Annotated in this window: 13 protein-coding genes; 1 reads left to right on the forward strand and 12 read right to left on the reverse strand. The window is 68.2% G+C overall.

What is annotated here, in order from left to right:
- Window positions 1-38: 38 nt before the first annotated feature.
- The 8 genes from NA12_RS20700 to NA12_RS20735 form a co-directional block, all read right to left on the reverse strand.
- The gene (locus NA12_RS20700; protein ID WP_067453607.1) at window positions 39-1,067 is read right to left on the reverse strand and encodes a 2-dehydropantoate 2-reductase; all 1,029 of its coding nucleotides are present in this window, start codon (window positions 1,065-1,067) and stop codon (window positions 39-41) included.
- Entirely contained in the window at window positions 1,064-2,047 is a 984-nt protein-coding gene (locus NA12_RS20705) for a helix-turn-helix transcriptional regulator (protein ID WP_067453610.1), read from the reverse strand. Before NA12_RS20705 ends, NA12_RS20700 begins: the two co-directional genes overlap by 4 nt.
- Window positions 2,044-3,039, reverse strand: a complete 996-nt coding sequence (locus NA12_RS20710; protein WP_084472951.1) for a helix-turn-helix transcriptional regulator — start codon at window positions 3,037-3,039, stop codon at window positions 2,044-2,046. Before NA12_RS20710 ends, NA12_RS20705 begins: the two co-directional genes overlap by 4 nt.
- A 262-nt stretch (window positions 3,040-3,301) precedes the next feature.
- Complete coding sequence (locus NA12_RS20715) at window positions 3,302-3,757, reverse strand: MaoC family dehydratase (RefSeq protein WP_067453613.1); 456 nt, start codon at window positions 3,755-3,757, stop codon at window positions 3,302-3,304.
- Window positions 3,754-5,247, reverse strand: coding sequence for a long-chain-fatty-acid--CoA ligase (locus NA12_RS20720; protein ID WP_067453617.1), 1,494 nt, complete (start codon window positions 5,245-5,247; stop codon window positions 3,754-3,756). The genes NA12_RS20715 and NA12_RS20720 overlap by 4 nt, the downstream gene beginning before the upstream one ends.
- Complete coding sequence (locus tag NA12_RS20725) at window positions 5,244-6,401, reverse strand: acyl-CoA dehydrogenase family protein (RefSeq protein ID WP_067453894.1); 1,158 nt, start codon at window positions 6,399-6,401, stop codon at window positions 5,244-5,246. Before NA12_RS20725 ends, NA12_RS20720 begins: the two co-directional genes overlap by 4 nt.
- A 16-nt stretch (window positions 6,402-6,417) precedes the next feature.
- Complete coding sequence (locus NA12_RS20730; protein ID WP_067453620.1) at window positions 6,418-7,170, reverse strand: glucose 1-dehydrogenase; 753 nt, start codon at window positions 7,168-7,170, stop codon at window positions 6,418-6,420.
- Between the two features lie 16 nt (window positions 7,171-7,186).
- Entirely contained in the window at window positions 7,187-8,338 is a 1,152-nt protein-coding gene (locus NA12_RS20735) for an acyl-CoA dehydrogenase family protein (protein WP_067453623.1), read from the reverse strand.
- Between the two features lie 127 nt (window positions 8,339-8,465).
- Between NA12_RS20735 and NA12_RS20740 the strand changes: the two genes are divergently transcribed.
- Complete coding sequence (locus tag NA12_RS20740; RefSeq protein ID WP_067453626.1) at window positions 8,466-9,101, forward strand: TetR/AcrR family transcriptional regulator; 636 nt, start codon at window positions 8,466-8,468, stop codon at window positions 9,099-9,101.
- Between the two features lie 93 nt (window positions 9,102-9,194).
- On the opposite strand, the gene pafA is transcribed toward NA12_RS20740, so the two are convergent.
- From pafA to NA12_RS20760, 4 genes are all read right to left on the reverse strand, one after another.
- Window positions 9,195-10,553 (reverse strand): Pup--protein ligase, encoded by a 1,359-nt coding sequence (gene pafA, locus NA12_RS20745; protein ID WP_194824832.1) that lies wholly within the window; start codon window positions 10,551-10,553, stop codon window positions 9,195-9,197.
- Between the two features lie 164 nt (window positions 10,554-10,717).
- Window positions 10,718-11,485 carry a proteasome subunit alpha gene (prcA, locus tag NA12_RS20750; RefSeq protein WP_067453629.1) on the reverse strand — a complete coding sequence of 256 codons (768 nt, stop codon included), beginning with the start codon at window positions 11,483-11,485 and terminating at the stop codon, window positions 10,718-10,720.
- The gene (prcB, locus tag NA12_RS20755) at window positions 11,482-12,327 is read right to left on the reverse strand and encodes a proteasome subunit beta (RefSeq protein WP_067453632.1); all 846 of its coding nucleotides are present in this window, start codon (window positions 12,325-12,327) and stop codon (window positions 11,482-11,484) included. The genes prcA and prcB overlap by 4 nt, the downstream gene beginning before the upstream one ends.
- Window positions 12,324-12,518: a ubiquitin-like protein Pup gene (locus tag NA12_RS20760; protein ID WP_019047503.1), complete on the reverse strand. Its 195-nt coding sequence runs from the start codon at window positions 12,516-12,518 to the stop codon at window positions 12,324-12,326. Before NA12_RS20760 ends, prcB begins: the two co-directional genes overlap by 4 nt.
- Between the last annotated feature and the right edge of the window lie 42 nt (window positions 12,519-12,560).

Raw genomic sequence — 12,560 nt, forward strand, 5'->3', positions numbered from 1 at the left:
GCGGCGGACGCCCATCCGCTGTGAAGTTGGCCAGGCATTCAGTCCTCGACAGCGGCCGCCGCCCCGGTCAGCTCCGCGAACAGCCGAGTTCCGGTGAACCGTACGGGGTCGCCGGACTCGGCGATCCTGATCAGTTCCGTCAACCGGCGGTTGACCGGCGTCGGATGCCCGACCATCTCACCGAGGCGCACGATTTCCCCGCACAACCACGCGATTTCGGTACGCCGACCGAGCGCCAGATCGTCGGCCATCGACGAGCGGGCGAGCGGGTCGATGGCGAGCACCCGCGCGAACACCCGCCGGAAGACCGCATCGGGAACCCGCAGCAGATGCACCATCAACTCGGGCGGAACGGGGGTGAGCCGCGCGGGCCGAATTCGCGCAGTGTTCATCACGACGAGGGCCTCGGCCTGGGTCAGCGCGAGGCAGCGGCGGTAGTCGCGCTCGGCGAGCTCCTCGCGCAGCGGCCGGCCCGACAGCGCGTTGATCGGGTTGTTCAGATTCAGCAGCAGCTTCGCCCACTGCACCGGGCGCAGGTCACGGTGGCGGCGCAACGGCAGGCCCGCCGCCCGGAACCGGTCGGCGAAGCGGTCGACCACCGGGTCGTCCTGGATCGCGAGGTCGCCGTCGCTGGCGCGGTGGAATCGCCCGCGACCGCTGTGCACCACGTTGAACATCACCATCCCGGCCAGTGCGATGCTGGTCGGCAGGATCTCCCTGATCACGCCGGCGTTGCCGATGCCGTTCTGCAGGCTCACGACCGGCGTGCCGGGGCGCAACCGGCCCGCGACGGCGCGGACCGCCGCGGCGGTATCGGCCGATTTCACGGTGACCAGGACCAGGTCGGCCAACTCGGGTTCGTCGGGCTCGAGCGCGAGCCCGAACCGGTCGGGCGCCACCTCGGTCGAGCCGCCGTCCAGGTCGGTCAGGCGCAGGCCGTGTTCGGCGATGTCGTCGAGGATCCGCTGACGGCCGACGAAGATCACGTCCATGCCCGCGGCGGCCAGGTGACCGCCGAGGTACACCCCGACGCTGCCCGCACCGAGGACCAGTACTCGCTGACTCACGCGGGTTCGGTCTCCCCTACCAGCCCGGCGGCCGCGTAGGCGGCCAGGGCGGCATCGGCACGCCTGCGCACCGCGTCCACCAGCTCCGGTGGTCCGAGCACGGTGACGCCGGTACCGAAGCCGAGCAGCAGCCGAGCCATCCAGTCCGGCGAGGCGAAGCGCATGCCCGCCTCGATGCTGCCGTCGGCGCGCGACTGGATGCGGTGCATGGGGTACTGGTCGAGCACCCACGCGTAGTCGGCGCGCAGTCGCAGCCGGGCCAGCGGTACGTCGGGGTCGTCCTGGAACAGGTCGAGGGCCGCGGCGTCGTTGGCGGCGTGGCTCGGCGCGTGGGCCGGTTCGTCGAGTTCGGTGGCGTCCTCGATCCGATCGAAACGGAACAGCCGAACGCCTTCGGCCTGTCTGCACCACGCCTGCAGATAGCTGTTGTTGTCGACCAGCACCACCCGGATCGGGTCGACGATGCGCTCGGACACCTCGTCGCGGCTGGCGGAGTAGTAGACCAGGCGTAGCGCCCGCGCATCGGCGAGCGCGGCGCGCACGGTCGCGACCACCGGCTTCTCGACCGGGACCTCGACCGGTTTGCCCGCGATGACGGCATCGGTGCTGGCGATCGCCGATTCGATCTTGGCGATGGCGGCGTGCGCGGCGGTCGGGTCGACCATGCCCGGCATCTCCACGATCGAGCGCAGCGCCACCAACAGCGCGGTGGCCTCGGTGGAGGTCAGCCGCAGTGGCCGCTCGATGCCCGCCGAGAAGGTGACCTCGATGCTCTCCTCGGAGAACGACAGATCGATGAGGTCGCCGGGACCGTAGCCGGGCAATCCGCACATCCACAGCTGATTGAGGTCACTCATCAGCTGTTTGGTGGTGACACCCAGTTCGGCGGCGGCCTCGGCCGCGCTGATACCCGGGTGCGCGAGTAAGTACGGCACCATATTCAGCAGGCGCGAAAGGCGTAGGGACAGACGCGAACTCACGACGTGACCTCCGTGTGGTCGAGTACCGACCGTAGCCGGTTCATCACGTCGGCGCGCAGTTGCGGTGGTTCCAGGACCAGAACGTCGGGGCCGAGACCGGTGATCAGCCGGGCCACCCAGTCGCGGGATCGCACCGGTACCTCGAGCACCGAGCCGGGGCGTCCGCCCAGGTCACGGGTATCGACCTCGGTACCGATGCGGCGCAATTCGCGACCACGCCCCTTGGCGACCCACACGGTGGCCGATCCGGTGACGGGCGCGTCGCCGGTGACCCGGTCGACGATGGCGCGCAGATCGGTGTGCGCGGGCTTGTGGACCGCGTCGACGGGACCGTACGGCCGCACCTCGCCGCCGATCCGCGACAGCCGGAACGTGCGGACGGCATCGCGTTCGCGGTCGTGCCCGACCAGGTACCAGCGCCCGTGCCGGGTCACCACGCCCCACGGTTCGACATCGCGGGTCACGAACGGGTCGGTGATGGCGCTGTGGTGGCCGAATCGCACCGCCTGCCCCGCGTCGATCGCCGCGAGCAGTGCGCGCAACACCGGCTCCGACCCCCGGGTCCGCGCGGGAACCGCGGGTACCGAGACCCCGACGTTGTCGGTCTCGACGGTGACCCCGGCCGCGCGCAGCTTCAACAGCGCGCCCTCGGCCGCGCCCGCCAGTTCCGGGGAGGCCCACATCTGCACCGCGACGGCGACCGCCGCCGCTTCCTCGCTGGACAGGTCGATATCGGGCAGCTCGTAGGCGTCCCGGTTGATCCGGTACCCCTCGAGGGTGGAGAACCTGCCCACCGGACCGACTTCCAAGGGGATGCCCAGATCGCGCAATTCGTTCTTGTCACGCTCGAACATCCGGCTGAACGCCTCGTCGGTCGCGGAGTCCTCGTAACCGGCCACGCTGGCGCGAATACGTTCCGCGCTCAGGAACTGCCTGGTCGACAGCAGCGCGATGACAAGATTCATCAGCCGCTCGACCTTGGATATCGCCACCCGCTAGAGGGTAATGGTCGCGCCCACTCCCCCGCGCGTCGGCGCACACTTGCGCCACGGCCCCGGCGACTACGGGAACCGCCACCGCAAGATCATCATCGGCGTCGCGCCGAAAGGCACGGTCGAAACCGTCGAGCGCTACCGCACCGATGGCAGCGGCCGACGACGCGGCCCTGCGCGCGGCATTCCGCTCAGCGCCGCAGAACAGAGCCAGGTCGCCGAACCTGCCGTGGCGAGTCAGGATGGCTCGCCACGGCGGATCTCACAGCAGGCAGCGGGCGATGGAATCGGCCACACACGCCGGGCGGTCGGCGTTCTCCAGTTCGACGGTCACGTGGCGGTGCACTTGGACGCCGCCGGTGACCTCGGTGACCTCGGTGAGGGTGAGGTGGGCGCGGATGCGGCTGTCGACCGGGACGGGAGTGAGGAAGCGGACACGGTCGAGTCCGTAGTTGATGCCCGCCTTGGCCGCGCTGACGCTCATGATCTGCTGGGTCATCGGCACGATCAGCGACAGGGTGAGAAAGCCGTGGGCGATGGTGGTGCCGTAGGGGCCCGCGGCGGCGCGTTCGGCGTCGACGTGGATCCACTGGTGGTCGCCGGTGGCCTCGGCGAACAGGTCGATGCGCCGCTGGTCGATGGTGATCCAGTCGCTGGGGTCGAGTTCGGTGCCGACCGCTGCCCGCAGGGCATCGAAATCAGCGAAATCCGTGGTCATGCCATTCCTCCGAAACGTTGGCGCAGTGCGCGTTTGAGAACTTTATGGGTCGGGCCGAGCGGTAGCTCGGTGACGAATTCGACGCGGCGCGGGTACTTGTATTTCGCGACCTGCTGCTTGGCGAAGTCGATCACTTCCCGCTCGGTCACCGCACCCTCCGGCACGACGACCGCCACGATCTCCTCACCGTAGTGCGGGTCGGGCACGCCGATCACCGCCACCTGAGCGATCCGCGGGTGGCGCATCAGCGCCGCTTCGACCTCGGTCGGATACACGTTGAACCCGCCGCGCAGGATCATCTCTTTGATCCGGTCGACGATGCGCACCCGACCGGTCTCATCCCTGGTACCGAGGTCGCCGGTCCGGAACCACCCGTCCACCACCGCCGCGGCGGTCGCCTCCGGCCTGCCGGTGTAGCCGCTGAACACGTTGTGGCCGCGCACCACCACCTCGCCGACGTCACCGACGGGCACCAGTTCGATGCGGTCGGTGATCGCGGGATCGGCGATATCCACGTCGACGCCCCACACCGCATGTCCGACGGTGCCCGCCTCGGTGCCGAAGCACGGCTGGTTCACCGCCGCGGTCGGCGAGGTCTCCGACAGGCCGTACCCCTCGAGCACGGGCGCGTGGAAGATCCGCTCGAAGTCCTCGAGCACGGCGACGGGCAGCGCGGCGCCACCGCTGATACACAGTTTCAGTGTCGGCAGCACCGGCGCCGAACCGGCCGCCTCGATCAACGACAGATACATCGTCGGCACGCCGTGGAACAGATCGATCCGCTCGGCCGCCATCAGCGAAATCGCTTCGGCGGCATCGAATCTCGGCATCAGCACCAGGGTAGCGCCGATTCGCCACTGCGAATTCATCGACACCGTCTGCCCGAACACGTGAAACAGCGGCAGCGCGCCGAGGGCGATGTCGTCGCGGTGGATCTCGTTGGCGTCGAAGGTGTTCACCGTCGCGCACATCACCATATTGAGGTGGCTGAGCTCGGCGCCCTTGGGTGTGCCGGTGGTGCCGCTGGTGTAGAAGACGACCGCCGTGTCGAGGGGGCTACGCGAAACGAAGTTCGAGATCGCCACGCCGACAAGCTCTTCGGGCGCCACGACATCGACACCCGCGCCGTTCGCCGCCGCGGTCCCGGCCGCCGCGACCATTGGATGGCAGATCAGCATCGAGGCGCCGCTGTCGCGCAGCACGTACTCCATCTCCGGCGCGGTGAGCAGCAGATGGACCGGCACCACCGTCGCGCCCGCGGCCAGGATGGCGAAGTAGGCGCGCGGGAAGTCGGCGGTGTTGGGGCACAACAGCGCTACCCGGTCGCCGGGTCGCACACCGCGCGCGATCAGCGCACCCGCCTGTTCGCGGGCTTCGCGCCACAGCTCGGCGAAGGTGATGCGGTGCGCACCCTCGATCAGCGCGAGGTGATGCGGTCGGCGCCGGGCGGGTTCGGCGAGAATGCTCGCCAGGGAAAGAGTGGCGTTCACAAGCCCATCTCCTTGGCGATGATCATCTTCATCACCTCGCTGGTGCCGCCGTAGATCCGGTTGACCCGGTTGTCGGCGTAGAGGCGGGCCACCGGGTACTCGTTGATGTAGCCGTAGCCGCCGTGCAATTGCAGGCAGCGGTCGATCACCCGCGAGGCCACCTCGGAGCAGAACAGTTTGGCCGAGGCCGCGTCGGCCGCGGTGAGCTCGTCGCGATCGAGTGCCTCCAGCGCCCGGTCGACGACCGCCTCGGCGGCGTCGACCTCGGCCTGACAGGCGGCCAGCTCGAATTTGGTGTTCTGGAACTGCGCGACGGGCTGGCCGAAAACGCTACGGCCCCTGGTGTATTCGAGGGTGAAGCGGATCGCGGCCTTGGCCTGGGCATAGGCGCCGAGCGCGATCGACAGCCGTTCCTGGGGCAGATTCTGGCCCAGGTAGCGAAAACCCTTGTCCGCCTCCCCCAACAGGTCCGATACCGGAACCCGCACGTCGGTGAAGGACAGCTCGGCGGTGTCGGAGACCTTCAGTCCCAGTTTGTCCAGCTTGCGTCCCACCGCGTACCCCGGCGAGGTCGTATCGACGACGAGCAGCGAGATCCCGTGGCGGCGATCGGTATCCGACGGCGGGGCGGTCCGCGCGCACACGATCACACGGTCGGCGTGCACGCCGCCGGTGATGAAGGTCTTGGCACCGTTGAGCACATAGTGGGTGCCGTCCTCGGACAGCTGTGCGGTGGTGCGCATTCCGGCGAGATCGGAGCCGGTGCCCGGCTCGGTCATCGCGATCGCGAACATGATCTCGCCCGAGATGAACCCCGGCAGCCAGCGCTGCTTCTGCTCGTCGGTCGCGAGGTTCTTCAGATACGGCAGACACAGGCCGACGTGCACGCCGGAACCACCGAAAGACACACCGGCGCGGGTGGTTTCCTCCACCAGGATCGCCTGGAACTTGAACGATTCGATGCCGGCGCCACCGTATTGCTCGGGTACCTCGATCCCGAACACACCGAGGTCGGCCAGCTCGGTGTAGAACTCGCGCGGCACGATGCCCGCCTCGTACCACTGGTCGTAGACCGGCGCGACCCGCGATTCGATGAACGCCCGCGCGGTCTTGCGGAATGCTTCGTGCTCGTCGTTGAAAACTGTTCTCTGCATGATGTCTGTCCGCACTCTAGAGACGGCGTCCGCCGTCGACGTACACGGTTTGTCCGGTGACGAATCCGGCATTGTCGGAGGCCAGGAACGCCACCACATTCGCGATATCGGCGGGCACGCCGACCCGTCGCAGCGGGGTGATCGCGGCGGTCTTCGCCTGCAGGTCCTCGGCGCTCACCCCCATCCGCGCCGCGGTGGCCGCGGTCATCTCGGTGGCGATGAAGCCCGGGGCGACGGCGTTGACACGGATCCCGAACGGTCCGAGTTCCATGGCGAGGGTGCGGGTCAGACCCTGGATGCCCGCTTTGGCCGCCGCGTAGTTGGCCTGACCGCGGTTGCCGAGTGCCGACACGCTCGAGGTGTTGACTATGGCGCCGCCGCCGTTGTCCACCATGTGCTTCTGCGCGGCCTTGCTACACAGGAACGCTCCGCGCAGGTGCACCGCCATGACGGTGTCCCAGTCCTGCACTGACATCTTGAACAGCAGGTTGTCGCGCAGTACGCCCGCGTTGTTCACGAGCACGTCGAGTGAGCCGAACGCGGACACGGTGCGCGCGACGGCGTCGGCCACCTGCGCCTCGTCGGCGACATCGCAGCCCAGGCCGATGGCGGTGCCACCCGCCGCGTTGATCTTCCCGGCGGCCAGCACCGCGGCATCGGCGTCGAGATCGACGACGGCCACGACGCATCCGTCGTCGGCCAGGCGGGCGGCGGTCGCGGCGCCGATGCCGCGGGCCGCCCCGGTGACGAGGGCGGTTCTGTGGGTCATGGGTCGTACTCCTGTGTCAGACAATGGCGTTCACGCCGGTGAGGGCGCGCCCGATGAGCAGTTTCTGGATCTGGGTGGTGCCCTCGTAGAGGGTCAGCACGCGGGCGTCGCGCAGGTATTTGGCGACGGGGTACTCGTCGATGTAGCCGTAGCCGCCGAACACCTGGATCGCGTTGTTGGCGGCCGAGACGGCGGCCTCGGAGGCGAACAGCTTCGCCATCGACGCGGCGGTGCCGAAGGATTGCCCGCGGTCGGCGAGATCGGCCGCGCGCCACGCGAGCAGGCGGGCGGCCTCGGTCTCGACGGCGATATCGGACAGCAGTTCCTGGACCAGCTGGTAGCCGGCGATCGGTTTGCCGAACTGTTCGCGTTCACCGGCATAGCGCACCGCCGCCTCGAGGCAGGCGCGGGCGAGGCCGACGCACCCGGCCGCGACGCCGATCCGGCCCTTGTCCAGTGCGGACATCGCGATCGCGAACCCCTGCCCTTCGGCGCCGAGGCGGGCCGAGTCGGGCACCCGGACCTCGTCGAGGACGAGTTCGGCGGTGGCCTGACCGCGCAACCCGAGCTTGCCCTTGACCTCGGTGCGCCCGAAGCCCGGCGCGTCCGTCGGCACCACGAACGCCGTGACACCTTTCGGACCCGGTCCGCCGGTCCGCGCGAACACCAGCGCGTGGGCGGCCCAGGTCCCGTTGGTGATGAAGATCTTGGTGCCCGAGAGCACCCAGTCCGAGCCGTCGCGGCGGGCACGGGTGTCCAGATTCGCCGCGTCGGAGCCGGTGCCGGGTTCGGTCAACGCGAAACACCCGAGCCGCTCGCCCGCGCAGATCCCCGGCAGGAGTCGCTGCTTCTGCTCCTCGGTGCCGTACGCGGCGATCGACTTGCCGAACAGTCCGAGCGAGACCGACACGATGCCGCGGACCGCGCTGTCACCGCGTCCGAGTTCCTCGAGCAGCAGGCAGTAGTCGAACATGTCGCCGCCCGAGCCGCCGTATTCTTCGGCGATCCCGATGCCGAGGAAGCCGAGCGCGCCGAGTTTCCCGACGATCGCCGGGTCCACCGATTCCTCACGATCCCACTGCGCCGCGTAGGGCACGACTTCCTTGTCCACCCACGTCCGGGCGAGTTCGCGCAGGTCGGACTGTGCTGGGGTGAGCTGGAAATCCACGGAGCCACTCCTTAACCAAACGGCGTTAGTTTTACTCGGGCACCGTATCCTAACGCTGTTCGGTTAATCAAGAGTCGATTTCGGCATCGGTGATACCGTTCGGGTCCGACGAGGGAGGGAGTACCGCATGGCGAGGCCGCGCGTACCGCTGTTGAGCCGCGAGCGAATTCGCGACGCCGCGCTGGTCCTGATCGACCGCGACGGGCTCGCCGAGGTCTCGATGCGCAAATTGGGCGCCGAACTCGGCGTACAGGCCGCCTCGCTCTACGGCCACTACCCGAACAAGGACGACCTGTTCGACGACATCGCCACCGGCATCATGAGCCTCGTCGACACCTCCACCTTCGACACCGTGAGCTGGGATCGAGCGCTCGCGGACTGGGCGCGCAGCTATCGCAGCGCACTGGCCACCCACCCGAACTTCGTGCCGTACCTGGCCACCGGTCCGGGCCGCAGAGCCGAGAACCTGCGCGCGGCCGACGCCGTGCACGGCGGCCTGGTCGGTGCGGGCTGGCCACCGCGATACGCCACCATGATCGGCGCCGCCACCCGCTACCTGGTGATGGGTTCGACAGTGGGCTCGTTCGCGGGCGGCTTCGCCGACGACGTGCAGGTCTACCGCGACCGCTACCCGCACCTGAATCAGGCACACCTGCTGCGCGCGATCGCCGACGAAATCGATGACGACAGTTTCGAATTGGCCCTCACCGCGTTCATCGCGGGCCTCACCGCCACCTACACCGCGGTCGTCACCACGAACTGAGCGCGCCCGGACACAACAAAACCGGTGGCGCCTACGCGATCGCTCCCATGCGCCACCGGTTCTGTTGTCGGTCCCCCCGTCTGAGGGGTTCGCCTACATCGAGGCGATCAGCCTGTCGACGCGTTCGTCGACCGATCGGAACGGATCCTTGCACAGCACCGTGCGCTGGGCCTGATCGTTCAGCTTGAGATGCACCCAGTCGACGGTGAAATCGCGGCCCGCCTCCTGTGCGGCGGTGATGAAGTCGCCGCGCAGCTTGGCCCGCGTGGTCTGCGGCGGGGTGTCCACCGCGGCGTCGACGGCGTCGTCCTCGGTGATCCGCTTGGCCAGACCCTTGCGCTGGAGCAGGTCGAAGACACCGCGCCCGCGCTTGATGTCGTGATAGGCCAGATCCAGCTGGGCGATCTTGGGATCCGACATCTCCATGCTGTAGCGGTCCTGGTAGCGCTGGAACAGCTTGCGCTTGATCACCCAGTCGATCTCGGTGTCGACCTTGGCGAAGTCCTGCGCCTCGACCGCGTCGAGAGTGCGACCCCACAGGTCCACCACCGCGTCGACCTGCGGATCGCGATCGCGGTTGCGCAGGTGCTCGACGGCACGGGCGTAGTACTCGCGCTGGATCTCCAGGGCGCTGGCCTGGCGACCGCCGGCCAGGCGGACGGGACGGCGACCGGTGAGATCGTGGCTCACCTCGCGAATGGCCCGTATCGGGTTGTCGAGCGCGAAATCGCGGAACGACACCCCCGCCTCGATCATCTCCAGCACCAGCGACGCGGTACCGACCTTGAGCATGGTGGTCGGTTCGGCCATATTGGAGTCGCCGACGATCACGTGCAGGCGCCGGTACTTCTCGGCGTCAGCGTGGGGCTCGTCGCGGGTGTTGATGATCGGGCGCGAGCGGGTGGTCGCCGAGGAGACGCCCTCCCAGATGTGCTCGGCCCGCTGCGACAGGCAGAACGTGGCCGCCTTCGGCGTCTGCAGCACCTTGCCCGCGCCACAGATGAGCTGACGGGTGACCAGGAACGGGAGCAGCACGTCGGAGATCCGGGAGAACTCACCGGCGCGGACCACGAGGAAGTTCTCGTGGCAGCCGTAGGAGTTGCCCGCGGAGTCGGTGTTGTTCTTGAACAGGTAGATGTCGCCGCCGATGCCTTCTTCGGCGAGGCGCTGTTCGGCGTCTATGAGCAGGTCCTCCAGCACCCGCTCGCCGGCGCGGTCGTGCGTGACCAACTGCACCAGGCTGTCGCATTCGGCGGTGGCGTACTCGGGATGTGATCCGACGTCGAGGTACAACCTGGCACCGTTGCGAAGGAAGACATTGGAGCTACGGCCCCAGGACACCACCCGGCGGAACAAGTACCGGGCTACCTCGTCGGGGGACAGCCGACGGTGACCGTGGAAGGTGCATGTCACACCGAACTCGGTCTCGATCCCCATGATTCGTCGCTGCACACTATCGACAGTACAGCCATGACCAGTGCCCGCGCGGCGCTCCTGACATCCCATTCGCATACGTGTTCACAACGATTCGGACAGCGAACGACCTGCGCGCACACGACGAGATCGGGCCTGCGAACCGGTGTGATTCGCAGGCCCGATCATGATCGTGACGGCGGCTATTTCCCCGCGTCGTCGTCGGGTTCGGGCAGCTTCGCCTCTTTTACCGGCTTCGGCTTCGACGCGGCGAGCGCCGACTCCAGGGCGGGGCCCTGCAGCCTGCGGAACGCCCGGCGCGGCCGCTGCTGCTCGAGCGTGGCCACCTCGAGGGAGGCCTCGCCGAGCGACCGCTTGTCCTTGTCGGCCTCCGGCTGACCGGCCAGCAGCGCGCCGATCGCCACCTTCAACGCGTCGTCCAGGGACAGACCCGGCTTGTAGGCGGCCTTGAGCTGGGTCAGGATCGGCTCGGTGGTGCCGCCCATGACGACGTACTCACGTTCGTCGACGATGGACCCGTCGAAGGTGATCCGGTACAGCACCGAGGTCGGCGCCTGTTCCGGATAACCCACTTCGGCGACGCACAGCTCCACCTCGTAGGGCTTGAGCTGATCGGTGAAGATCGAGCCGAGGCTCTGCGCGTACAGGTTGGCCAGCCCGCGACCGGTGACATCGCGCCGGTCGTACTGGTATCCCTTGAGGTCGGCCTGCAGGATGCCGCCGCGGCGCAGGGCCTCGAACTCGTTGTATTTACCGACCGCGGCGAACCCGACCCGGTCGTAGAGTTCGCTGACCTTGTGCAACGTCGCCGAGGGGTTCTCGGCGACGAACAGCACACCGTCGGCGTAGACCAGCACCACCACGCTGCGACCACGACCGATGCCCTTGCGGGCGAGCTCGGTCTTGTCGCGCATGATCTGCTCGGCCGAGGCGTAATACGGCAGCGTCATCGGAGCGCGCCCCCTTCTTCCGCGGCTTCCCGGTCGGCGATCACACCGCGGGCGATCTCGGCGAGACGATCCTCACCGACCTCGTCGGCCCCATCGGCGTCGATCACCACCGCTGTCGGGTAGATCCCGCGCAGCAGGTCGGGACCGCCGGTGGCGGTGTCGTCGTCGGCGGCGTCGAACAGCGACTCCACCGCGATCCGCAAGGCCCGGTCCTGGTCGATGCCGCGCTGGTAGAGCTTCTTCAGCGACGACTTCGCGAACGTCGAACCGGAGCCGACGGCGGTGTAGCCGTACCGCTCCTCGCTCCGCCCGCCGACCACGTCGTAGGACACGATGCGGCCGGATCGGTCGGGGTCGAGGATCTGGTCGTCGAAACCGACCAGCAGCGGGATCGCGGCCAGGCCCTGCATGGCGGCAGGCAGGTTGTCGCGAACCATCTTCGACAGCTTGTTGGCTTTACCGTCGAAGGTGAGCGGCACGCCTTCGATCTTCTCGTAGTACTCCAGCTCGACGGCGAACAACCGCACCATCTCGATCGCGATACCGGCGGTACCCGCGATGCCCGCGGCCGAGAGGGTGTCGGTGATGTACACCTTCTCGGTGTCGCGGCTGGCCAGCAGGTTGCCCATGGTGGCCCTGCGGTCGCCCGCGATCAGCACGCCGCCCCGGTAGGTGATCGCGACGATGGTGGTGCCGTGTGGCGCCAGATCCTTCGTCGCGGTCAGATCCGAGACCGGAAACCTGTTGGCGGGCAACAGGTCCGGCGCGTGCATGCGGAGATGTTCGGTGAACGAGGAGAGAGCCCGCCCCGCGTGGAGGCGCAAGGGGTCACCTGGGGTCACTGGCCGCCCTTCTGCACATATGCCCGCACGAAGTCCTCAGCGTTCTCCTCGAGCACGTCATCGATTTCATCGAGCAAGTCGTCGGTTTCCTCCGCGAGCTTCTCACGGCGTTCCTGCCCTGCCGCGTCTACGCCCTCGGGGCCCTCGTCCTCGTCGCCACCCCCGGCGCGCTTGGTCTGCTCTTGTGCCATGGCAGCCGACCTCCTCTTCCTCATCACGATGATCGTGTGTGT

It is taken from the genome of Nocardia alba NBRC 108234, assembly GCF_001612665.1.
Lineage (GTDB): Bacteria > Actinomycetota > Actinomycetes > Mycobacteriales > Mycobacteriaceae > Nocardia > Nocardia alba.